Source organism: Bacteroidota bacterium (genome assembly GCA_017303905.1).
In the GTDB taxonomy this organism is placed as follows: domain Bacteria; phylum Bacteroidota; class Bacteroidia; order B-17B0; family Aurantibacillaceae; genus JAHEYG01.
This window is the reverse complement of sequence record JAFLBH010000001.1, coordinates 875,773-901,019: the sequence shown is the minus strand read 5'-3', so window position 1 is coordinate 901,019 and position 25,247 is coordinate 875,773. Positions and strand designations below refer to the sequence as shown.

Sequence of the window (25,247 nt, the reverse complement as noted above, 5' to 3'; positions counted from 1 at the left end):
CAATTATTTTTCGCACAACTCTTTAAGGTTTTTTAATCCTTGTTCGAATTGCTGATTTAAGTTTTTATTAATCATTGGTCCCATTAATCGTGCCATAGGGTATGCCAGCGGACCGTTATTCTCCCACACCACTTTTGTAGTTCCGTTTTTTAAATCATCAAATGTCCAACTGTCTAATGCTGTACTTTTCCATGGTTTAATAAATTCGAGATCCAAAGTAATTTCTTGCGGCGCAGTAAATCCTTTGATTGTTAAACTTCCTTGCCCGATCTTCTTTCCATCCCATGCAAATTTATGTCCTACTGTTCCCGGCGCTCCGGTAATTTCTGATTTAGCATCCTGTTCCATTTTGTGCCAAGGATTCCAGTCGCGGTAATGATTTAAATTTGAAATACGCTCGTATACATGCGCTGCAGGCTTATTTATTACAATTTCCTTTTTGATACTATACTTGCCGGGTAAAATAGCAGCGATAATCAGCACCAAGCCAATTATTGCGATAAGGATGTAGATTATAATCATAATTCAATTTTTAGGTTTAAACAAAGATACTAAAAACAAAAATGCCCCCTTTTAAGGAGGCATTTTGTAAGTTTTATTTAACGATTAGTGTTCGCCACCGTCATGTTCGCCTTCAGCTAAAGGAACGGTTTGAGGAACGAAATCGTGTTCTTGTCCAGGCTTGCTGTAATCGTAAGCCCAACGGTGAACAACCGGTAAAGCACCAGGCCAGTTACCGTGAATATTTGCCATTGGAGTAGTCCACTCTAAAGTATTAGAATTCCATGGATTTTGAGGAGCTTTCTCACCGCGGAACATACTATAGAAGAAGTTGAATAAGAATACACCTTGACCTAATGCTCCGATGATAGCAGAGATTGTAACGATTTCGTTAATATCTACTAAGTTGTCGAACATTGGGAAGTTGCTATTCGTGTAATAACGACGAGGAACACCTGCTAATCCTAAGAAGTGCATTGGGAAGAATACACCATACGCAGAGATGAAAGTAATCCAGAAATGTAAGTAACCTAATTTCTTATTCATCATGCGTAAGAACATTTTAGGGAACCAATGGTAAACCCCTGCGAACATACCGAAGATAGCAGACAGACCCATTACAATGTGGAAGTGAGCTACTACGAAGTATGTATCGTGAACGTTGATATCAAGAGTAGAGTCAGCAAGGATAATACCTGTAACACCACCAGTGATGAATGAAGAAACCAATCCGATTGAGAACAACATTGCAGGTGTATACTGAATATTACCTTTCCATAATGTAGTAATGTAGTTAAATGCTTTTACCGCAGAAGGAATCGCAATTAATAAGGTAGTGAATACGAATACTGAACCTAAGAATGGATTCATCCCGGTCATGTACATGTGGTGACCCCACACGATAAATGATAAGAAACCAATTGCTAACATAGAACCAATCATAGCACGGTAACCGAAGATTGGCTTACGAGAGTTAGTGGAGATAATTTCAGAAGTAATACCTAAAGCAGGTAATAATACGATGTATACCTCAGGGTGACCTAAGAACCAGAATAAGTGTTCGAATAAAATTGGGCTACCACCAACGTTGTCTAACGGACGACCGCCAATGTAGATATCCGATAAATAAAAGCTTGTTCCGAAGCTACGGTCGAAGATTAACAATAATGCACAAGAGAATAATACAGGGAAAGATAACACACCTAAGATAGCTGTAATTAAGAACGCCCAGCAAGTTAAAGGTAAACGAGTCATGCTCATACCTTTTGTACGTAAGTTAACGATAGTGATGATGTAGTTCAAACCACCTAATAAAGATGACACAATGAATAACGCCATTGAAGTTAACCATAAAGTCATACCTAATTTAGAACCAGGCATAGCTTCAGGTAAAGCTGATAATGGAGGGTAAATTGTCCAACCCGGTGATGCAGGTCCGTCTTCAATAAAACAAGAACCTAACATGATTGCACTTGATAAGAAGAAGAACCAGTATGAAAGCATATTCATAAAGCCTGATGCCATATCGCGCGCTCCAATTTGATAAGGGATTAACAAGTTAGAGAACGTTCCGCTTAATCCGCCGGTTAATACCATAAATACCATGATAGTACCATGGATAGTAACTAAAGCTAAATACATATTCGGATCAAGGATACCGTCTTTGCCCCACTTGTCTCCAAGTATAGCATTGATGAAGGCAAATTTTTCTCCCGGCCAAGCTAATTGCATACGGAAAATGATAGACATTGTCATAGCGACAACAGCCATAATAACCGCTGTAATTAAAAACTGACGAGAGATCATCTTGTGATCCATGCTGAAAATGTACTTACTCACAAAGCTCTCCTCATGGTGGTCATCATGATGTGCATGATCGTGATGAGTAGCATGCTCGTGTTCCAGTGCTGTTGCTGTATGTGTAGATCCCATGTTTATTATTTATTAAATAGTGTTAGTAATAGTATTAGTTAGAGGCTACAGTTTTTACTGCTTTTTGTTTAGCTAACCATTCGTTATAATCCTTTTCAGACTCAACAATGATTGTCATTTGCATATTATAGTGAGAAGCGCCACAAATTTTGTTACATAATAAAATGTAATCAAATTCAACAGGCTCTTTTCCTTCTTTAGCACGTTGTTTATTGATACCTGCCATCATTTGCTTCACATATGGATCCTGACGCATTTCGGCAGTTGTTTTTGTAGGTCTGAATTTAAATGCTGTAACCATACCCGGAACACAGTTCATTTGTGCACGGAAATGTGGCATATATGCAGAGTGAATTACATCACGTGAACGCATTAACATTTCAACTTCACGACCAACAGGTAAGTGAAATTCGTTCTTAATTAAAATATCATCGTAACCTGTTGCATCAGCTGTATCTAAACCAACAGAGTTAGTTCCACCAATTTGACGGAAATCTGTTGATCCTAATTTACCGTCTTTACCAGGGAAACGAGCTGTCCAATCGAATTGTTTTGCATAAAGTTCAACAGTAACCTTATTTGCATCAGTTGGAGCCGACATAATTTCATTCCAGTATTTCAAACCGAAAATGATAATGAAAGCTAAAGCTGAAGCCGGAATAACTGTCCAAAGCATTTCTAACTTATTGTTGTGAGAATAAAAAACTGCTTTAGCGTTTTTATGTCCGCGATATTTAAACGCGAAGTAAAACAAGAAGAAGTTTGTTACTAAGAAAATAAAAGAGATTAAATACATGTTTGCATCCCAAAGCGCATCGTACTTTTCGCCATGCTCAGAAGAAGCAGCAGGTAAAGAACGATCAATCCAGCGATTAATTTGCCAGAAGAAGAATAGGAAGAAGAAAACCATAAAGGCTAACATTCCTTTTCCCATTGCGTCGTTATCAGCATCGTTAACATGCCATTCCTTGGTTTTCTTTAAACCTCTCGATAATTCGATGATTCTTAATAATTGGTGACCTGCAATTATCAGAAGTATGATGGCTAATAGAACTAGAAGTTTCATCGTATATAATTTTAATTTCTGTTAAACTTTACTTTCTTATCTTAATTAAATTGAGTGATGTAAACTCTCCTCAATGAAAGGATGATTTTTCACTTTTAATGGTGCTTTAGTTAAAGCGTTTAATACTACGTAAAGGAATAATCCAAGGAAGAAGAAGAAAGTTCCAAATTCCATCCAGCTTAAACCAGTCCAATGGTGACCAACAGTACCAGGCATCACCATCATGACTACATCAAGGAAGTGTCCAACTAAAATAATTGTACCAACAAAAATTAAGAAGAAGAAATTACGTTTACTGTCGCGGCTCATTAACATTACCATAGGGAATGCAAAATTTACCATTAATACAGTCCACATTAATGCTTTGTAACTTTCCCAACGAGTTTGGAAATAAATAACCTCTTCAGGAATATCTGAATACCAAATCAACATGAATTGAGAGAAGTATAGGTAAGTCCATAAGAATGAAATCGCAAACATCCATTTACCCATATCATGAACAGTACTCTCAGTAACAAAATCAAGATATCCTAATTTCTTTAACCAAACAATTAGCATGGTGATAGTAACCATGGCGCTGATCCACATTCCAGAGAACGCATACCAGCCATATAATGTAGAGAACCAATGAATATCGATACTTAATAACCAATCCCAAGCAGCGGTTGAAGAAGTTACTCCAAACACAACCATAAACCAAGCACCTAACTTTACATTCTTCCAATGGTAACTGTTGTTAACGTCGATATCTAATTTATCTGCTTCTAATGAGTTCTTACGTAATTTAAGCGTAAACCAAAGCCATGCAATCATATATAATACGGTTCTAATCCACCAAAACGCACCGAAGTATCCCATTTTACCGGCGATGATTGGGTCATGCTCAGCTGCTGCAGGATCCATCCACACATAAAAATGATTCATGTGCAATTGACTTACAATGAAAAACAAAAAGAGAGCACTTAAACCCCATGGAAGGTACATGGTTACTGCTTCAATTACACGCTTAATAGAAGTTGCCCATCCTGCTTCAGCTGCATACTGCAATCCTAAAAAGAAAGCAGCTGCCAATGCAATTCCCATAAAGAAGAAAGCACTAGTAAAAATGTTAGCCCAAGCCCTGTTGTGATTGTATTCAGGATCTGCATTGGTATCCATCATAAACATGGCGATAATAGAAATTAAACCGATAGCCATTAAAATGAACGAAGCCATTTTAGCTTTTGATGGTACGGTGAATTGTAGTTTGTCAGTATTCATATCCTAAAATATCTATGAATTAATTAATGTGTTGATTTAGTTTCTTCTTTTTTAACCTCAGCTACCGGAGCGGCTGCTTTTGTTGAATCTGCAGGAGCTGCTTCTTTTGGTCCTTGTAATTTCTGTACATAGTGCACCAATTTCCAACGCTCATCCTGAGTTAAAATACTAGCATGATTTCCCATTAAACCTTTTCCGTAAGTAATTGAATGGAAAATTTTACCCTCTGATAAATTCTTTAATGCTCCATTATAAGCCGGAGGTGCACCAGGTAATTTACCACCTACTTTTCCATCACCGGCGCCGCTGGCACCATGGCAATGCAAACAATATTTACCGTATAAAGCTTCAGCTTCAACCATTACTTTATCATTTAAAGCAATTGGGTTTTTTAAATATAAACCGGCTTGCTCATAGCCTTCTGCTGTGTTTGGATATACATAAGGCATATACCCACGCGCAATTGTACCTTTTACGGGAGTAAATTGAGTTGAGTAAACAGTATCACCGTTAAAGGTGCTTGTTCCATAAACCTCAACAGATGGTGAACGATACATGTCAGGCATGAATTCCACGCCAGGACTATTTGCATCTTTTTTACCACAAGATGTAAAACCAATAACTAATGCCGCAAGTGCAACACCGTTGTAAATTGATTTTATGTTTTTATAATTTAGTTTCATATCTAACAATCTGTTTTGTCAAATTAATAAGCCGGTTCGATGTGTAATGTTCCTTTGTAATTCACTTCCTCTGCACCGTTTTCTTTTAAGATAGCGTCCGCTTTTTTAGCTTGCTCATCATTTAATTCCAAATACACTAAAAACTTATCATCGGTAGTACGAGGATCAGGGTTTTTAGCTTTTGCACCCGGAACCAACCAGCAACGTAATAAATACGTTAATGCCATACCGTGCGCTGCACAGAATACTGTTGATTCGAAAGTAATCGGAATAAATGCAGGGATATTGAAATAATAAGCCCAGTTTGGTTTACCTCCAATATCTGCCGGCCAGTCATGAATTTGCATATACCACATCATTAAGGTGGCTAAGCTCATTCCAGTAATTCCGTAAATAAACGCGCAGATTGCTAGGCGTGTTCTAGGAACTCCGATTACCGGATCTAATCCGTGAACAGGAAAAGGAGTAAACACATCTTTAACGCGAATACCTGATGCACGTAGCTTTTTACAGGCTTCCATCATTGGCACTTCGTCGCCAAAAACACCGTGTATAATTTGTTTAGTTGCCATATCTTTTAAAATATCTTTTTATTTAGTGTGCGTGTGAATGAGCGTGTGAATGATTAGCTGATTCTTTCTTTTGTGATTCACCTGATTGCTTCAAGATGGTTTTTAATTCAGCTTGAGCAATTACAGGGAAGTAACGAGAGAATAATAAGAAGAATGTTCCAAACATACCGATTGTTCCAATGAAAATACCGATATCAATGAATGATGGAGTATACGTATTCCATGTCGATGGTAAGAATGTACGTAATAAAGTAGGAACGATAATTACGAAACGCTCGAACCACATACCAATGTTTACTACTATTGATAACAAGAATGTAGCAACAATTGAGGTACGGATTTTCTTAAACCAGAATAACTGTGGAGAAATTACGTTACATGTCATCATTGCCCAGTACGACCAAGCTAAAGGACCTGTAGCACGATTTAAGAATGCGTATTGTTCCCATTCTACACCTGAATACCATGCAATGAATAACTCAGTTAAATAAGCAACGCCTACAATTGAACCTGTAACGATGATTACGATGTTCATGTATTCGATGTGCTTGATGGTTAAATAAGCTTCTAATTTGTAAATCTTACGAACTACTAACATTAAGGTTAATACCATCGCGAAACCTGAGAATACCGCACCGGATACGAAATAAGGCGGGAAGATGGTAGTATGCCAACCAGGAACTATTGATGTGGCAAAGTCGAAGGATACGATTGAGTGTACGGAGAATACTAACGGAGTTGATAAGCCTGCAAGTACTAAAGATACTTCTTCGAAACGGCTCCAGTGACGAGCGCTTCCACCCCAACCGAAAGATAATAAACCGTAGAATTTCTTTTGCCAAGGCTTAATTACTCTGTCGCGAATCATAGCGAAGTCAGGAATTAAACCAATGTACCAGAAAACAATTGATACGGTTGCGTAAGTTGATACCGCGAATACGTCCCACAATAATGGTGAGTTAAAGTTAGGCCACAATGAACCAAATTGATTTGGTAATGGGAATAACATATAATCTAACCACGGACGACCGGTGTGTAATGTTACGAAGATAGCCGCACACAATACAGCGAAGATGGTCATCGCTTCTGCAGAACGGTTAATCGCCATACGCCATTTCTGACGGAATAATAATAATACCGCAGAGATTAATGTACCAGCGTGACCGATACCGATCCACCATACGAAGTTGGTAATATCCCAAGCCCAATCGGCAGCGTTGTTAGAGCCCCAAGCTCCGATACCAACACCAATTGTGTAAGCTAAACAGCCAATACCCCATAAGAAAGTTAATGCGCAAATAGTTAGTAATACATACCACCCTTTTGCTGCTTTACCTTCAATAGGTGCAATGATGTCATCAGTAATTTGTCGGTAGTTCTTACTACCTAAAATTAACGGTTCCCTGATTTCTGATTCTGCGTGCATATTTTTTATTTAATATGATTAATATTTTTTATGAGTGCTTTTCTTCTTTGTGCTCTTCATGTTTTTCTTCGTGCTTCGCTGCGCCATGTCCACCTTCTTCGTGAATAATAGCTTCTTCCTGATTTCTCACTTTTACCATGTAAGAAACAGTAGGCTTCACACCAAGTTCTTCTAATAAGAAATAATTTCTGTTATCATTTCTCCATCTAGCGATTTGTGAATTCTCATCATTTAAATCACCAAACATAATAGCGTTAGTAGGACAAGCTTGCTGACATGCAGTTTTGATAGCACCATCAACAACAGGAGCGCCGGCTTTCTTAGCTTCTAACTTACCTGCCTGTAAACGTTGCTGACACATAGAACATTTTTCCATTACACCACGACTACGAACTACAACGTCTGGATTTAAAACCATACGTCCTAATTCTTGTTGTGCAGGGTTGCTTGCGAACCATTCGTTAGCGTTATAGTTAAACCAGTTAAATCGACGAACTTTGAATGGACAGTTGTTAGCGCAATAACGAGTACCAATACAACGGTTGTAAGTCATCATGTTTAAACCTTCAGTACTGTGGCTGGTAGCTAATACCGGACAAACAGTTTCACAAGGTGCATGATTACAATGTTGACACATGATTGGTTGGAAAGTTACCTTCGGATTGTTAGAAGGCGTTTCCATATCTAAGTTCATTTGCTTGTATCCGATATGCTCTTCAGCCGCTTTTTGCTTAGTCATATCAGAGCTATAATAACGGTCGATACGTAACCAGAACATGTCACGTGTTTTTCCGATTTCTTCTTTACCAACAACGGCAACGTTATTCTCAACACCACAAGCTACCACACAAGCTGAACAACCAATACAAGAAGTCATGTCAATGGTTAAACCCCATTGGTGACCCATACGCGGATGTGAATCCCATAAATCAATTTCGCTTACATGCTTCTCACCGGTATGTGTGTGCATTACTGCAGAAGGATTCCAAACTTCTTTGTCCTTCTCCTTAAATTCTTTTAAAGAAACTTCACGTAATAAAGCTTCTTCACGACCCATAATGGTGTGTTGAATTTGAGTAGCAGAGAATTTATGTGTCTCTTCAGTTTTTGTAACATTTACTGAAGGAGAAATTGCCTGAATAGTATCATTTGAAACTGTACAGAATTGGAAAGCATTCGCACCAACTCCATTTGCAATCTTCAAAGTTTCAGCAACACGGCCATAACCTAAAGCTAAACCGATTGTTCCTTTAGCCTGGCCTGGTTGAGGATAAACAGGAACGTTTACAGATACACCATTAACTGATAATGTTGCAATGCTTCCGATGATATCCTGACGTAACATTTCATGCATTCCTAACGCTTTCACGTCTTCCGGACACATAGTAATGTAATTATCCCAAGTTACTTTAGAAATAGGATCAGGTAATTCCATTAACCAAGGATTATTGCTTTGGTTACCGTTTCCTAATCCAACTTTTTCGTAAACCATTAATTCGAATGCGCCACCTTTTACAGAAGTTGCCATTGAAGCAGCTTTGTTATAGTCAGGTGTAGGCATTGCTTCAACAACCGGAGCCGCTACTTCTTTAACCGGAGCAGGTTTTACTTCTTCTGTTTTAACAGAATCTAAAACCTCAGCGATTGCTGCAGCAACACCGCTCATGATTGGCATACCTGCCGAATCTTTTGCCATAACTACTTCCGGAGTTTCTTTAGCAACACGTACTTTTAAAACACCATCGTGTAATGTATGAGCCCAGAATGAAGCGAAATCTAAATATTTACCTTGTTGAGGGAAAATATGATTTTGCCAGTAGGCTTGTAAATAAGTATAGTAAGAAGATTTAACACCAGCCCAAGCTAATAATGAATCCTGGAATTGACGTGTACCTTCATAACGAGGTGCACTGAAAATTGGATTAATGGTTGGCTGTTGTAAGCTGAAGTGACCGGCTTTTGGATTTGCATCACCCCATGACTCTAAATAATTATTATCAGGACAAACAAAATCCGCCATTTGTGAAGTCTCGTCTAATACCTGAGAGAAAGAAACTTTTGTAGCCACTTTCTTGTAAGCATCAGCAAACTTCAATGAAGCAGGTGCTGTATAAACCGGATTACAGTTATAAGTTAATAAAGTAGAGATTTTACCCGCAGACATATCAGCTACTAAATCTGTAAAATCTTTATCGTTACCTTGTTTTAAATTGAAGTGGTTAGCATAATCTACTGTTTTACCGTAGTTATCTAACATTTTGTTGATGCCATTGATTAAGGTTTGAATACCTTCATCATTAACACCGGAAACAACTAATGAATTCCCTTTGTTATCGGCTAATTCTTTAGCAATTTTTGCAATCGCTTTTTCAGCTTCTGCATTTCCGATTTTTCCATCACCGGAAACAGTTGCATTACCTGTAGCTGAAGCTACCTGATTGAATAATGAAACAACAACTTTACCGAATTCAGAAGGCTTAACCATGTAACGATAATCGGCGTTTGCACCGGTTAAAGATAAGTTAGCTTCGAAATGATAATGTCTGCTCATTTCAGCATTTTCCTTACTAACCTTACGGCCTTTTCCGTATTGACTAGCAAATTCAATTGGGTTTAACCAAGTTCCTAAGAAGTCGCAAGCAATACCAACAATGGTTTTTGCTTTATCGAAATTATAAGAAGAAACTACAGCTTTTCCGAATACGTTTTTGTTAGCAGAAACTAAAGCAGCGTAAGAAACTGAATCGTAAGTTACATGCTTAACGTTTGGATATTTTGCTTTCAACTCAGCAATTACTGCTTTAGTTGAAGGACTGATAATAGTTGAAGTTACTAAACGAGCCTCACCAGACGCTAAAGCTTTAGCAACTGCATCATCAACATTTTTCCATGTTGTTGCAGTTCCTTTTGCTAAAGGACCGGTTAAACGCGCGCCATCATATAAGCTCAATACTGAGGCTTGTACACGAGCACTAGTTGCGCCATTAGATACTTTTGATAACTCGTTACCTTCGATTTTAATCGGACGGCCTTCGCGTGTTTTTACCAATACGGAAGCATAATCATGCCCATCGTAAAAAGTAGAAGCATAGAAGTTAGCTACACCCGGTGTTACCTCCTCGGGTTTCACAACATAAGGAATTGCCTTTATAACAGGAGTCTCACAGGCTGCTAAAGCAACAGCAGCTGTAGAAAAGCCCATTACTTTTAAGAAATCGCGGCGGCTGGTACCGTTAGATTTTGTACCTTCTTCATTAAGGAATTCATCCATTGGAAGAGGTTCAGCAAATTCATTTTTGCTTTGCTGTAAAAACTCAGGACTTTCGGTTAATTCCGGTAATCCTCTCCAGTATTTTTTTGACATAGACATCTATAATATTCGGTTAGTACTGGTTAATTATTAGTAATGGCATTTTGTACATTCAAGGCCACCGATTTTTTCAACGGTAAACTTAACATCATACTGCCCTTTATATTTTTCTTTTAACGCTTTGTGCAAGCGATCGTAGTACGGATTTCCTTCCATTGCCACTTCCGTTTTGCGATGACATTCAATACACCATTTCATAGTTAAAGGGTTCTTCTGCTCAACTGTAGTCATTGATTTTACATCACCATGACAATTAGCACAATCTTGCTTTCCAACAACCACGTGTTGTTGGTGACTAAAATAAACATGATCCGGTAAATTATATACTTTTATCCATTTAATCGGATTTGCTTTTGATTCATCGTACTTTCCTGTTGAAGGATCGTATCCGGCAGCATCGTAAATTTTTGCAATCTCAGTTTTTCCTGTTGTAGGTCCTTCCTGAATGCCTTTATGACAATTCATACAAATATTAACGGTAGGGATTCCTGAGTGACGCGATTTCTCTACTGAAAAATGGCAATACTGACAGGCAATCTCATTATCACCTGCGTGAATCTTGTGTGAAAATTTGATTGGTTGATCAGGGTGGTATCCCTTTTGGGTTTTCCAATCATAATAAACTGAAATATTGTAACAAGCATCCCAACAGCTCTTCATGCCCGCAAAACCTAAGATGATGCAGAAAACGCCAACTAAACGACGGTGACCGCTAATCCATCCTTTTGCTTCTTGCCAGAAGGTCATTTCAGGATTTTCAGGTTTACCCTCGCTGCGGTTAGCTGTATTTTGTAATGAAGTACGTACGCTGCGTAAAGCTGTAATCAAAATAGCTAATACAACAACGAAAGTTAAGATTAAATATAATGGGTCAATTCCCTTTGCAGCTTCTTCAGCACCTGCAACAGGAACACCTGCATCCGGACCTTTCGGACCCGCAGCTGCAGGAGGTGGAGCTTGCAAGAAAGCAATGATTGCGTCAACATCTTTATCTGATAACTGTCCTTCGAAAACAGTCATTGCCGCTTTACCATTGTCATTAAAAATTTTGTTGGCGTAAGCATCGCCGGCCTTAATCATTTTCTCATTGTTGAGAATCCAGTTTTTTAACCAGTCGCCTTTTGGCGCGCGATCAAAAATACCTTTAAGACCCGGACCGGTTAATTTTTGGTCGGTATGCGAGGTGTGACACACCGCGCAATTTTGCTTAAATAATTTCGCTCCGTCCTGGGCGATGATGTTACCTGCAAAAAGCACTAACATCATTGCTGTACCCAGCAAAGATTTGAAGGAAAAATGAAACATACGGCTATACATATTTGAATAGGAAGAACTCCTTGTTTGTTGCTTGTTTAATGACACTTTAATGACAGTTAATGCCCGCAAATTTAGCAGAAGTAACGAGATCTAAATCGTAAAAATTTAATTTTTTTAACATTAATACTAATTTATAATTATTCTAAATAAGGACCTCCGACCAATGTTAAAATTTAATCGATTAGCTAAAATTTAAGGTGTTTTTAGGTTTGCAAGTGCTTATTCGTAACTTTGAGTTTTAAGGTCTTGAAACAGCTCACTTTAATACTTCCAAAACTTAGTTTTTTAAAGCTAAATAATGCTGTAAAGGCTTTATTTTCATACCATTTGTCGCGACTCTTCCGAAAACCGTTCGCCAACGCAATGCCTCTGAGTATCTCCATTGAACCTACCACGAGTTGTAATTTGCGTTGTCCGGAATGCCCAAGCGGATTGCGACAGTTCACACGCCCAACCGGAATGCTTCAATTACAACGATTTGAGAAAATAATTGAAGAGCAACGTAAAACACTCATCAACATCATGTTTTACTTTCAAGGTGAGCCATATTTAAATCCTGAATTTTTAGAAATGGTGAAAATCGCGAATCGGAAAAAAATTTTCACAGTTACGAGCACCAACGCACACTATCTCACAGATGAAAACGCGAAAAAAACCATTGAAAGCGGTTTGGATAAAATAATTATCTCGATTGACGGCACTACACAAGACACGTATGAGCAATACAGAGTAGGCGGACAATTAGAAAAAGTAATTGCCGGAACAAAAAACATTTTAAAATGGCGGAATGAATTAAAAAGCAAAACGCCCTATGTGGTTTTTCAATTTTTAGTTGTTAAACCCAATCAACATCAAATTGATGATGTATATAAATTGACTGAAGAATTAGGTGTAGATGAAGTAGCCTTAAAAACCGCGCAGGTTTACGAATTCGAGAATGGAAATGATTTAATTCCAACTATCGATAAGTACTCGCGCTATGCACAAAATGCTTCCGGCAAATGGCAAATAAAAAATAAACTGTTGAATCAATGCTGGCGCATGTGGAGCAGTTGTGTTATAACCTGGGATGGATTGGTTGTGCCATGTTGTTTTGATAAAGATGCCAAGCACCAATTAGGAGATTTAAAACAAAATTCATTTAAAGAAATTTGGTACTCGGAAAAGTATAATACTTTCCGGAAATCAATTTTAAAATCTAGAAAAGAAATTGATATCTGCACCAATTGTACAGAGGGAACTAAAGTGTGGGCTTAACGCTTATTCGCTTCCTTAATGTAAGCATCCAAAGCCATACTCATACTTGGGTTTTGAGGGTTCGGAGCGAAAATATCTAAACGATATCCTAATTGTTTTACCATTTGAGCAGTAGCATGACCAAAGGCTGCGATGCGTGTACCTGCTTGTTTGAAATTAGGGAAGTTTTGTTTTAATGAACGGATTCCTGCAGGCGTGAAAAACACCAACACATCGTATTCACCAAGATTTTTTATATCGGATAAATCCGCTGAAACGGTACGATAGAAAATTCCTTTGGTGTAAGAGATTTTAATTTCGTCGAGGAAATCTGCAATTTGTTCTTTATGAACATCCGAACAAGGTAATAAAAACTTTTCTTCCTTGTTTTTACGAATTACATCTACCAGGTCTAATAAAGTTCCGTGCCCGAAAAATATTTTACGCTTACGGTATTGAATATACTTCTGTAAATAATAAGCCGTTTGCTCATTGATGCAGAAATACTTCATTGTTTCAGGAACAGTAATACGCATTTCATTACACACTCTGAAAAAATGATCAACCGCTAAACGACTGGTTAAGATAACTGCACCATGCGCTAAAATATCTATCCTTTGTGCTCTGAAATCCATCGCACTTAATCCCTCTACACGAATAAACTGACGGAAATTTATATTTAAAGAATACTTACGGCCTAAATCCAAATACGGATTTTTATCATTATCGGCAGGCTTTGGTTGCGACACCAAAACATTCTTTACTTTATTCTTTGGGAAATTACTGATTTCAATAACAGGTAATGGAGGCGGAACATAAGCAGGCTGCTTAGCATTTTTTCTCTCCTTTTTTACCGGTGCTTCTTGAACTTGTTTAGGTTGCTTTTCGAGCTTGGTTGCTTTTGCGATAACCTTTTTTGCAGGTTTCACAACTGCCTTTTTTACTTGCTTTTTTACTTTAGCAACTTTAACGGGCTTCTTTTTTGCAACTGCCTTTTTGGGTTTAGTAGTTTTCTTTGCAGGTTTTTTTACAGCTTTAGCTTTTTTTGCTTTTACAGTCTTGCTACCTTTTTTACTTGTAGGTTTTGACTTTGTTTTTTTAGCTGCCATAGAATTAAAAATTTACTACTAAAAATTTAATTAATACCAATAATGGTAAAATTTCCAGAGTGCAAAGATATACAAATAATTGAAAAACCCCCATACCCTGCTCTATACCTGAAAACAAAAAACCGCGATATAACCTGAACATGTAACCTAAAACGATAAAAAGTAAAGATGGAAATACCAACCACACCGGATTAATGGGTGCCAGCTCTGCAATAATCATTACCGGTAAAAGTATAACTCCCACCGACTGATTAATAATTAAAGTATTGTTGATGTACTCGTAAATAGTGCTTTGAGTTTGGGTAATAAATCCAATAATGTTCAGAATAAAAAACTTTACCGTATAAACTACCAATACCAGCAGCACAAAAAACATGAATTGAAAAAAATAGGATTGATCATCAAGTATACCACCAAACAATCGATTCAGCTTATAAAGCAAAAAAGCGGTTACAACAACAAATACAATATTTAATAATACTGAAAGTTGTTTAAATGGTCCGTAATTTTCTCGCTCCAACTGACGAGCAACTTGCAAACTGTAAGCGGCATTCAAGACCCTCAAAGTACGCGACGGCATTGTTGCCTTTAAAACAATTAATACAGCTACCGCCAAAAACAAAACAAACGATGGCCAGAATAAATGTTGGGCAGGATTAAAAATAGCCCCATCATGAATGGGCTTTAAAAGGTGGTTATTAAAAATTGGTTCGTAGGAAGTTGTCATTTCTAACTAAACCAAATTTTAAAGATTAAAGCGCGAAGGTTCTTGAAACACAGAAGCCGAATTTTATTTGTCCTTTCGACCAGGTGTCGGTTGTATACGGAATAAAACTATTCTCAATTAATGCCGGAGCATTCGTAAAGAATAAACTAAAAACGTGTCCGCCTGTTTCTAATTCAAAACCTAAAGCTAAAGGATTATAAGCAGACGTATTGTTTTGGTAATAAGGTGAGAAGTTGTAGAAATAATCACCAATTAAACACATACGCTTAGTTAATTTTAAACGTGCACCAAAGCCTAAAGAAAATAAACCATTAGTATCTTCTGCCTTGTTGGAAGCATTAATGCTTTGCTTAATGTAATTTCTATGCAAATAAGAAGGTAAAAACTCAAGTGATAACCATTCGGTTAATTTGCTGGCAATGATTACTTGCGCGAAATAGTTGACGCGATGCAATTCGTCGGTTTCAAAATCTTTTACAATACCCGCGTATAATTGATCGGTTTTCATGGAGGTATATCCAATATCTGCAAACACTGCAATCGATAGAGGAATATGAAAATCTTCAGTTTGTGTTAATGGTCTCCATTTTATAGAGCCATCGTAAGTTTCGCGGTAACGACTTCTTCCAATACCAATAGTTAAGTTATCGGTAACACCATAGTCAAACGACCAGCGGATATCGCTCGCATTATCAAAGCCAAAATAAGTATGAGCGGCTTCATTTAAAGCATTTGGCTCAAGTGCCGAATTGTACACATTACCAAAGCGGTGAGAAATTCGGAAATCCAAATGTTTCTTTTTTACTGTTTCAATAGTATGAGCATTTCCTAATTTATAGGTTTTAAAAGTAGCATATACTTTTTCGTGTTTGTTCTCGCTGCCTTCATTTACCAAACTCAAGAGATCATCTTGCGCAAATAATGTTCCTGAAACTAAAAAAACCGAAAACAGTAATAATTTTTTCATACTCATGATTTAATTAATGATGTCAAATATAAACAAAAAAAGGACGGAAAATTCCGTCCCTTTAATTGTATAATAACAAATGAAATTTATTTTTTCACATAAGGCTTGATGGTAGATGTTAAAGTTACATCTACAACCTCAGCAATGTTCTTTACATATAAAGAAGGCACCTTAATATCGTAATCAGCTACTTTTACCTTGAATTTAGTTTCTAACGCAATAGCATCACCCTTCTTCGTAATAGTTCCTTCAAGAGTTACATCTTTTGTTACTCCGTGAATAGTTAATTTACCGGTAGCGGTTACTTTTTGAGGCGCGTCTGTTGTTAAATCAATTTTCTCGTTCACTTTTCCTTTAAACATAGCGTTCGGAAATTTGGTTGATTCCATATAGTTCTCATTAAAATGCTCTTCCATTAAAGCATTTTTAAACTTAAACATCTTGATGGTAATCACGGATTGCAAATCGCCGGTTGTAGCATCTAAAATAACCGCAGCTTTTTTATTAGTAGCCTCAATGTCTTCAAGTGGAGACTTCGAGAAGAAAGTAACAACAGAAGTTTCTTCTTTTCCTAAATCGGCAAACTTCTGTGCTTGAGAATTAAAAACAAAGCCTAAGGCTAAAACAAATACTAATTTTTTCATATATAGGTTTAAAACAATAATTATACCAAAAATAGAAATTATTTAATCAAATCCTCGTCTTTAAGGTACTTTTCTATGAGTCGAGGGAATGCATACTTATGGAGCTGTGCAATTTTTACCTTTTTTAACTTAAGGTGGTGAGGAGGATTTTCTAATGCAATTTGATAAAAACTGGCATGTAAATTCTGATGGGATAAAATGTGTTTGTATTCCTTGCTCACATTAATTATACGCGGTGATTTTCCCTTCCAGATTTTTATTAATTCCTTGCTCTTTAATAATGTTGCTTCATTATTTCGTTTATCACTTTCGATGAGATAAAATTCATACAAGCTTTTCCAGATATCCTTTCCCTCTCGTTTATTAATATAAGTATTGCCATTATCTACAAACACTATATAATTAAGGTAACGATCCTTTACTTTCGTTTTCTTTGCTTTTACCGGAAGTTGATTTACTTTTTGTGTTCGAAACGCTTCGCATTTGTCATTAAAAATACAATTGGCGCAATCCGGATTTTGAAGGCGGCAATATAATGCCCCGAACTCCATAATAGCTTGATTGAAATCCGCGGCGGATTTTTTTGGCAACAGTTCATTCGCCAATTCGTAGAATTCCTTTTTTCCGGCTGTTGAGTCAATTGGTGTTTCTATTCCGAAAACGCGACTTAAAACCCTGTATACATTTCCATCTACCACGGCATGCGGTAAACCATAGGCAATACTTGCAATAGCTGCTGCTGTATAATCGCCCACACCTTTTAATGCACGAATCTCATTATAGCTTTGGGGAAAGCCGGCATTATGCTCTTTTACAATCGTTTTGGCTGCTTCATGCAAATTTCGGGCCCGCGAATAGTAACCAAGTCCTTGCCATAGCTTCATTACCTTATCCTCCGGTGCTTTTGCCAGATCCTTCACCGTTGGGAAATGCTCGATAAACTTTAAATAGTATCTAAGTCCTTGATTTACTTGTGTTTGCTGAAGAATAATTTCCGAAAGCCATATTTTATACGGGTCGGAGGTGCTCCGCCAAGGCAATTCGCGCTTGTTAAAATTGTACCATTTTATGAGCCGTTTGGCGAAAAAATCCATAATTCGACAACAAATTAAAATAAAATTTGATGATTTATTTTTAGGTTTTAATATAAATACTATCTTTGCCCTCCATTTTTGATAATTCAAATTATTGATTTTAAATACTTTGTAAAATGACAAAAGCTGACATCGTAAACGAGATTTCTGAGAAGACAGGAATTGAAAAAATTGCAGTACAAGCTTCAGTAGAAGCTTTCATGAAATCGATCCGTAATGCCATGATCGAAGGTAAGAATGTTTACCTACGTGGATTCGGAACATTTGTAGTGAAAAAACGTGCCGAAAAAATTGGCCGTAACATTTCTAAAAATACAACCGTTGTGATTCCTGCGCACTACATTCCGGCATTTAAACCTGCTAAAACTTTCTCTGAGAGAGTGAAAAAGAATGTAAAAGTTGCTGAGCCGGAACCAAAAAACAACGACTAATTAAATGAGTCAGATTAAAAAAACGCAGCTGTTATTAATTATAGGAGCTGTAGTTTTATTCGTTCTTTTATTTTTTGCCAACAAGAAACCATCTGTTGTTGCAGCAGATAACGGTGAGCAGCATGCGGTTGCTGCCGAAACCATTGAAAGTTTCGTGAAAACCGCTGAAGGTGTTTTAGCACCCGAATTAAAAAAACAAACCGATTCTTATCTGCAAAAAGCGAATGGGGCCGATAAAACCAAATGGCTCGATAGTATCGTTAGCTTTTGGGACAAAAATAAACGCCCCGATATTGCTTCGTATTACTTTGAACAAAAAGCAGAGGCAGTTAAAAATTCAATTACCTGGTTTAAAGCCGGCGACCGCTATTATTATTCGGTACGCTTTATTAAAGACCAAAATGAATTAATGCCTTTATATCAAAGCGCGATACGTTGCTACGAAAACGGTTTAAAGCTGGAACCAAATAATGCAGAAGCTAAAATCATGATGGCTTCCTGTTATGTAGAAGGTTCTTCCGATCCAATGAAAGGAATTACAATGCTTCGTGAAATTGAAAAAACCGATAGCAATAATGTAACGCTTCAATTAAACTTCGCTTTTTTCTCGGTTAAATCGCAACAATGGGACAAAGCCATTAAACGTTTTGAAAAAGTTTTAGCCATCGATTCGCTTTATATTGAAGCGTATCTGCACCTGGCAGATGCTTACGAACAAATGGGTAATAAACAAAAGACAATTGAAATGTTGGAGAAGTATAAGGTGAGAACCGATGATGCTTTAGCCCGACAAGAAATTGAAAAATATATACAACAATTAAAAAATTAATAATTTAAAAACAGATCTTATGCCAAGCGGAAAGAAAAGAAAAAGACATAAAATGGCGACCCACAAACGCAAAAAACGTTTGAGAAAAAATCGTCACAAGAAAAAATAATCAATAACCCCTTAGGGTATTAGTTAGATTTTATGCGAACGGAAAAAAGCCAGTCTTTTTTCCGCTTTCGCCATTATATATAAATTAAAAAATTTAGAGCGTGAATTATGATTTAGTTATTAATTCCACGCCTAACGAAGTTGTTATAGCTCTTTTAAACGATAAGCGTTTGGTTGAGCTTCATCGTGAAAAGAATAACTCCAAATTTTCGGTAGGCGATATCTACTTTGGCAAGGTTAAAAAGGTTATGACCGGCCTTAATGCTGCCTTTGTGGATGTTGGATATGAGAAAGATGCTTTTTTGCATTATCTCGACCTTGGCCCGCAAGCCACTTCGCTTTATAAATATGTTGAGCAAACGCGTTCCGGTAAACAAAACGTGAGTAACCTCATGTATTTTAAAAACGAGCCCGACATTAAAAAAGACGGGAAAATCAACGAGATTGTAAAAAGCGGACAACAAATTTTAGTGCAGGTTGCTAAAGAACCCATCTCTGCAAAAGGACCACGTATTACTTCTGAAATTTCTTTAGCCGGACGATACATTGTATTGATTCCGTTTGCCGATAAAATTTCAGTTTCTTCAAAAATTAAAAATTCGGATGAGAAACACCGCCTGAAAGATTTAATGCAAAGCATTAAACCTAAAAACTTCGGTGTTATTGTTCGTACTGTTGCCGAAGGAAAATCGGTAACCGAACTGGAAAATGATTTGAATGATTTAGTAGCGCGTTGGGACGAATGTTACAAAACACTTAAAACTGCTGAGCCTCCACACCGTGTGTTAGGTGAAGTAGATCGCACCAATGCCATTCTTCGTGATTTTTTAAATGCTTCGTTCAACAACATTCATGTTAACGACAAAAAACTATTTGAAGATTTAAAAGTATACATCCGCAATATTGCTCCGGAAAAGGAAAGCATTGCCAAATTATACGACGGTAAAGTTCCGATTTTTGATCAGTTCGGAATTGAAAAGCAAATCAAATCGCTCTTTGGGAAAACCGTTCACATGAAGAGCGGTGCTTATTTAGTGATTGAACATACCGAAGCTTTACACGTATTTGATGTAAACAGCGGAAACCGTGCAAAGAGTGATAATACGCAAGAGCAAAATGCACTCGAAGTAAACCTTGAAGCAGCCGTTGAAGTAGCACGTCAATTAAAGTTGCGTGATATGGGCGGAATCATTGTGGTTGACTTCATCGACATGCACAATCAGGAGAATCGTAAATTACTTTACGATAAACTGAAGGAGGAAATGAAAACCGACCGCGCAAAACACAATATTTTGCCGCCAAGTAAATTCGGTTTAATTCAGATTACCCGTCAGCGTTTACGTCCTGAAGTGAATGTGGAAGTATTGGAAACTTGTCCGAGTTGCGGCGGCACCGGAAAAATTCAACCGAGTTTATTGTTTGTTGACCAAATTGAAAATACACTCCGTTTCATTTCTAAGGAACAAAACGAAAAAGTATTAACCCTTAATGTACATCCTTACATTGAGGCCTATATTACTAAAGGCAGTTGGTTTAAGAAAAGCTTATACCGTAAATGGAAAAGCGAATACAACGTAAAATTGGAAATTCAACCAATGGCCAGCTACGGCTTTATGGAATTTAAATTCCTCAATAAAGACAACGACGAAATTGTGATTTAATTGAAAACCCCGGATGAAAATTTGGGGTTTTTTGTTAATGTTTGTAAAAACACTCCCCCTCTGTTTTTTAACACTTCGAATGATTAAATTTGTGTAAAGCGCATGATTCTTGCATCTTAATAGATATCTCGAGTTTGCCCTCCTTCACTATGTTTCGGAGGGCAAACTCGATATGACAAACAAAAATTAAAAAGATGTCTCGACTAGGCTCGACATGACAGGTAAGGAAAACATATTAATTCAAAAGCTGGATGAGTTTATACGCAAGTATTACAAGAATCAACTCATTAAAGGTGCCCTGTACTCCACCGCGCTTTTGGTTAGTGCCTACTTATTAGTTGTATTGTTAGAATACTTAGGAGAATTCAGCACTACCGTTCGCAGCATTTTGTTTTATACTTTTTTATTCAGCAGCATTTTTGTTCTCGTTAAATTTATTTTTATTCCGCTTTCCAAACTTAAACGCTACGGAAAAATTATTTCCTACGAAGAAGCCGCGGCAATTATCGGTACGCATTTCACAAACGTGCAGGATAAACTGCTTAATGTTCTTCAATTGCAAAGTGAAAGAAAATTCAGCGGCTCGGATGAATTACTCATGGCAAGCATCAATCAAAAAGTGAACGAATTAAAACCCGTTCCTTTTACTTCAGCCATTAACATCTCAGAAAATAAAAAGTATTTGAAATATGTTTTACCTCCACTCTTTCTTACCATTGCTATTGCTCTCATCTGGCCGCATATTCTCACCAAGAGTACCACGCGTTTAATGCATCACCAAACCTATTTCGAAAGCGAGGCGCCGTTTCAGTTTAACATAGAAAACAATCAATTGAAAGCTGTACAACAACAAGATTTTATCCTGAAATTAAAATTAACAGGCGATGAAATTCCCAATGAAGTTTTCATTTCAATTGATGGCAATGAATTTAAACTGGAAAAAGAAAATAATGTAACTTTCAATTATACTTTTAAGAACGTTCAAAGCAGTACGCCTTTTATTTTAACTGCTGCCGGCTACAACTCGAAGTCTTATGAACTGGAAGTTTTACCTAAGCCGGTGCTGATGCAGTTTAATGTGCACTTAAAATATCCGGCTTACCTTAACCGCAAAGACGAGAACATCGCGAACAGCGGGGATTTACAAGTACCGCAAGGCACAAAAATCGATTGGGAATTCAATACTAAAAACACCAATAATCTCATTCTTGGATTTGGTGACACTACTTTAAACGCTTCGCAAAGTGCAGAGAATAAATTTTCGTTCAGCAAAATTTTATTGCGTAGTACAGGATACTTCATCAAAACACAAAATCAGTTTGTCAGCTCACAAGGTGATTCCGTTAACTATGGCATTAACGTTATCGCAGATCAATCGCCTTATATTGATGTGAGTGAAAAAACAGATTCCATCAATATTAAAAATATTTATTTCAGCGGCAGCATTAAAGATGATTACGGCTTTTCGAAATTAGTTTTCCGTTATACGCATTACACCAGTGACTCATTGGGTAATTCGCGACAAAAAAGCGGAGAAAACATTTTAGGTGTCAACAAAACACAAATCTCACAACCTTATTTCTACTACTTCGATGCCAATCAGTTTAATTTAAAACCCGGTGATAAAATTGAATATTATTTTGAAGTGTGGGACAACGACGGCGTAAATGGTGCAAAGCCTGCTAAAACAAAAGTGATGCAGTTTAAAGCGCCTACCATTGATGAAATTAATGAAGCTACCGGAAAGAATAATGAGGAAATTAAAAAAGACCTCGACGAAAGTATTAAGAAAGCGAAAGAACTTCAAAAAGACATTAATGAGCTAACCCGCAAAATGAATGATAAAAAACAATTGGGTTGGGAAGACAAAAAGAAACTGGAAGAATTGTTGAACAAACAAAAAAATCTCGAAAAGAAAATCGATGAGATTAAGCAGGAGAACCAGCAAAACAATCAGCAACAAAATGAATTTTCTCAGCAGGATGAATCCCTTCTCGAAAAGCAAAAACAATTGGAAAAATTGTTTGAGAATGTGATGACACCCGAAATGAAGAAGATGTTTAATGAGTTACAAAAGCTCATGGATCAGCTCGACAAAAACCAGATTCAGCAGAAACTGGAAGAGATGAAATTAAACAACAAAGACATTGAGAAAGAATTAGACCGCGCTTTAGAAACCTTCAAACAATTTGAGGTGGAACAAAAAATGCAGCAGGCCATTGATAAGTTAGATGAACTGATTAAAAAAGAAGAACAATTGAACAAGGATACTGAGGGTAAGAAGAACGAAGAGAGTAAGAAACAAGACGAGAAGAGTCAAGACAGCAAGACTCAAGACGAGAAGAAGCAGGATGAAAAGAACCAAGACGGCAAGATGCAGGACGAGAAGAAGCAGGATGAAAAGAACCAAGACAGCAGGACATTAGACCAGAAGAACCAGGATGGCAAGACACAAGATGAGAAGAAACAAGATGGAAAAAAGCTAGACAATAAAGAGCTCCAAAAACAACAGGACGAAATCAAAAAAGAGTTTGATAAGTTAGCGGAAGACATGAAAGAGTTGGAACAAAAAAATTCTGAACTCGAGCAACCTAATCAAATGCCTGATACCAAAAATGAACAAAAGCAAGCTGAAGAAGAAATGCAAAACAGCTCTGAACAATTGAGCAAGAACAATAAGAAAAACGCTTCCAAAAATCAGAAAGAGGCTCAGAAACAAATGGAGAAGATGAAGCAGGATATGGAAAACGCGATGCAAGAAATGGAAGAGAAAGAAGAGGAAGAAAATGCCGCTGCTCTCCGCCAAATTCTTGAAAATTTATTGAACCTCTCTTTTGCACAAGAAGAATTAGTAAAAACACTTCCGAAAACGCGCATCGATAATCCGCAGTACATTAAAATTCCGCAACAACAGAAAAAATTACAAGACGACGCGAAAATTATTGAAGATAGTTTACTCGCGCTAAGTAAACGCGCACCACAAATTGAAGCCTATGTGAACCGTGAAATTTCTTCCATTCATTTCAATATGAAAAAAACAATTGAGTCCTTAGCCGAACGCATGCCTGCTGAAGCGGGAATGCGTATGCAAGGCGGACTCACGGCTATTAATAATCTGGCTTTATTGCTGAACGAAAGTTTAGAGCAAATGCAACAGCAAATGAAAATGAAAAACCAGATGAAAGCATCGGGTGGTGGAAAATGCAAGAATCCTAAAAACAGTGGCTCAGGCCAAAAACCAAAATCCGGACAGCCAAGCATGAGTAAAATGCAGCAGCAACTCAATCAGCAATTACAACAATTAAAAGAAGCATTAGAAAAAGGACAAAAGCCCGGAGAAAAACCGGGACAGAAACCAGGGCAAAAGCCGGGACAAGGCATGGGCATAGGGCAAGGTCAGCAAAACCAGGGCGGACAGCAAATGATGCCCGGAACTTCGGAACAATTGGCTAAAATGGCGGCCCAACAGGAAGCCTTAAGACGCCAGTTGCAGCAAATGATGGATCAGATGAAAAATAAGGGTCAAAATCCTGGCGGTAACCTGGCCGAAATGATGGAACAAACCGAGAAAGATATTGTAAATAAGCAAATTACGAACGAAACCATGAAGCGCCAGCAGGAGATTTTAACCCGATTACTGGAAAGCGAAAAGGCTGAAAGGGAACGCGAGCAGGACGAAAAAAGGAAAAGTAATGAAGCAAAAAATCAGGATTTAAGTAACCCTAGCCAATTTTTAGAGTATAAAAGAATGAAAGAAAAGGAACTGGAGTTGTTAAACACCGTTCCGCCAAGTTTAACCCCTTATTATAAAGAAAAGGTAAATAATTATTTTAATAGCGTGAGTAAATGATACCGGCGAAAGGACAGAAATTAAAGATAGAATCATCATCCGAAAATTTAAGACTAGTTGAACGTTTAATCGAAGACGTTTGCGAAATATATAATGTAAACGAAGATAACTACGGTAACATTTTAATTGCCGTGACTGAAGCGGTGAACAATGCCATTTATCATGGCAACAAAGGCAATCCTCAAAAAAATGTACACATTGGTTTTGAAAATGAAGATAAAAAAATCGTTTTCTCTGTAGCCGATGAAGGACAAGGATTTGATTACGATAGTTTGCCCGATCCTACCGACCCAAATAACATTGATAAAATTAATGGCCGCGGCGTGTTTTTAATGAAACACTTAGCCGATAAGGTAGAATTCAATCATAACGGCAAAGAAGTTCAGTTGACCTTTAACCTGAACTAAATTATCCTTAACAATATTTTTAGTTTCTACTCTCATTTCTGCCGCATTATTAGGTAA

20 protein-coding genes are annotated in these 25,247 nt (G+C 37.3%); 6 read left to right on the top strand and 14 right to left on the bottom strand.

Annotation, left to right across the window (positions count from 1 at the left end):
* Positions 1-3: 3 nt before the first annotated feature.
* The 9 genes from J0L69_03775 to J0L69_03735 all read right to left on the bottom strand — a co-directional run bounded on the left by J0L69_03775 (position 4) and on the right by J0L69_03735 (position 12,115).
* Positions 4-522, bottom strand: a complete 519-nt coding sequence (locus J0L69_03775) for an SRPBCC family protein (GenBank protein ID MBN8692288.1) — start codon at positions 520-522, stop codon at positions 4-6.
* Positions 523-606: 84 nt separating this feature from the next.
* The gene (locus J0L69_03770; GenBank protein MBN8692287.1) at positions 607-2,433 is read right to left on the bottom strand and encodes a cbb3-type cytochrome c oxidase subunit I; all 1,827 of its coding nucleotides are present in this window, start codon (positions 2,431-2,433) and stop codon (positions 607-609) included.
* A gap of 34 nt (positions 2,434-2,467) precedes the next feature.
* Positions 2,468-3,499 (bottom strand): cytochrome c oxidase subunit II, encoded by a 1,032-nt coding sequence (locus tag J0L69_03765; GenBank protein MBN8692286.1) that lies wholly within the window; start codon positions 3,497-3,499, stop codon positions 2,468-2,470.
* A 45-nt stretch (positions 3,500-3,544) separates the two neighbouring features.
* Positions 3,545-4,696, bottom strand: a complete 1,152-nt coding sequence (locus J0L69_03760; GenBank protein ID MBN8692285.1) for a quinol:cytochrome C oxidoreductase — start codon at positions 4,694-4,696, stop codon at positions 3,545-3,547.
* 86 nt (positions 4,697-4,782) lie between these two features.
* The gene (locus tag J0L69_03755) at positions 4,783-5,442 is read right to left on the bottom strand and encodes a cytochrome c (GenBank protein ID MBN8692284.1); all 660 of its coding nucleotides are present in this window, start codon (positions 5,440-5,442) and stop codon (positions 4,783-4,785) included.
* A gap of 23 nt (positions 5,443-5,465) precedes the next feature.
* Positions 5,466-6,014: a DUF3341 domain-containing protein gene (locus tag J0L69_03750; protein ID MBN8692283.1), complete on the bottom strand. Its 549-nt coding sequence runs from the start codon at positions 6,012-6,014 to the stop codon at positions 5,466-5,468.
* Positions 6,015-6,036: 22 nt separating this feature from the next.
* Positions 6,037-7,440 (bottom strand): polysulfide reductase NrfD, encoded by a 1,404-nt coding sequence (nrfD, locus tag J0L69_03745; protein ID MBN8692282.1) that lies wholly within the window; start codon positions 7,438-7,440, stop codon positions 6,037-6,039.
* Positions 7,441-7,468: 28 nt separating this feature from the next.
* A complete protein-coding gene (locus tag J0L69_03740) occupies positions 7,469-10,810 on the bottom strand; it encodes a TAT-variant-translocated molybdopterin oxidoreductase (protein MBN8692281.1) in 3,342 nt (1,113 codons plus the stop codon).
* Positions 10,811-10,840: 30 nt separating this feature from the next.
* On the bottom strand, positions 10,841-12,115 hold the full coding sequence (locus J0L69_03735) for a c-type cytochrome (protein MBN8692280.1): 1,275 nt from the start codon (positions 12,113-12,115) through the stop codon (positions 10,841-10,843).
* Positions 12,116-12,490: 375 nt separating this feature from the next.
* On the opposite strand from J0L69_03735, the gene J0L69_03730 reads away from it, so the two are divergent.
* Complete coding sequence (locus J0L69_03730) at positions 12,491-13,384, top strand: SPASM domain-containing protein (GenBank protein ID MBN8692279.1); 894 nt, start codon at positions 12,491-12,493, stop codon at positions 13,382-13,384.
* Here the strand turns inward: J0L69_03730 and J0L69_03725 are convergent.
* The 5 genes from J0L69_03725 to mutY form a co-directional block, all read right to left on the bottom strand.
* The gene (locus tag J0L69_03725; GenBank protein ID MBN8692278.1) at positions 13,381-14,151 is read right to left on the bottom strand and encodes a uroporphyrinogen-III synthase; all 771 of its coding nucleotides are present in this window, start codon (positions 14,149-14,151) and stop codon (positions 13,381-13,383) included. The two genes, J0L69_03730 and J0L69_03725, sit on opposite strands and share 4 nt — an antisense overlap.
* Positions 14,152-14,476: 325 nt before the next feature.
* A complete protein-coding gene (locus J0L69_03720) occupies positions 14,477-15,199 on the bottom strand; it encodes a DUF4271 domain-containing protein (GenBank protein MBN8692277.1) in 723 nt (240 codons plus the stop codon).
* Between the two features lie 25 nt (positions 15,200-15,224).
* Positions 15,225-16,166 carry a hypothetical protein gene (locus tag J0L69_03715; protein MBN8692276.1) on the bottom strand — a complete coding sequence of 314 codons (942 nt, stop codon included), beginning with the start codon at positions 16,164-16,166 and terminating at the stop codon, positions 15,225-15,227.
* 86 nt (positions 16,167-16,252) lie between these two features.
* Entirely contained in the window at positions 16,253-16,810 is a 558-nt protein-coding gene (locus J0L69_03710) for a YceI family protein (GenBank protein ID MBN8692275.1), read from the bottom strand.
* 38 nt (positions 16,811-16,848) lie between these two features.
* Positions 16,849-17,904, bottom strand: a complete 1,056-nt coding sequence (gene mutY / locus J0L69_03705; protein ID MBN8692274.1) for an A/G-specific adenine glycosylase — start codon at positions 17,902-17,904, stop codon at positions 16,849-16,851.
* A gap of 116 nt (positions 17,905-18,020) precedes the next feature.
* Here mutY and J0L69_03700 point away from each other — a divergent pair, with 116 nt between their 5' ends.
* The 5 genes from J0L69_03700 (at position 18,021) to J0L69_03680 (ending at position 25,190) form a co-directional block, all read left to right on the top strand.
* Entirely contained in the window at positions 18,021-18,335 is a 315-nt protein-coding gene (locus tag J0L69_03700; GenBank protein MBN8692273.1) for an integration host factor subunit beta, read from the top strand.
* A gap of 4 nt (positions 18,336-18,339) precedes the next feature.
* The gene (locus J0L69_03695; protein ID MBN8692272.1) at positions 18,340-19,164 is read left to right on the top strand and encodes a tetratricopeptide repeat protein; all 825 of its coding nucleotides are present in this window, start codon (positions 18,340-18,342) and stop codon (positions 19,162-19,164) included.
* A gap of 209 nt (positions 19,165-19,373) precedes the next feature.
* Positions 19,374-20,933: an Rne/Rng family ribonuclease gene (locus tag J0L69_03690; GenBank protein ID MBN8692271.1), complete on the top strand. Its 1,560-nt coding sequence runs from the start codon at positions 19,374-19,376 to the stop codon at positions 20,931-20,933.
* A gap of 214 nt (positions 20,934-21,147) precedes the next feature.
* On the top strand, positions 21,148-24,783 hold the full coding sequence (locus tag J0L69_03685) for a hypothetical protein (protein MBN8692270.1): 3,636 nt from the start codon (positions 21,148-21,150) through the stop codon (positions 24,781-24,783).
* Entirely contained in the window at positions 24,780-25,190 is a 411-nt protein-coding gene (locus J0L69_03680; protein ID MBN8692269.1) for an ATP-binding protein, read from the top strand. Before J0L69_03685 ends, J0L69_03680 begins: the two co-directional genes overlap by 4 nt.
* The last annotated feature ends 57 nt before the right edge of the window (positions 25,191-25,247 follow it).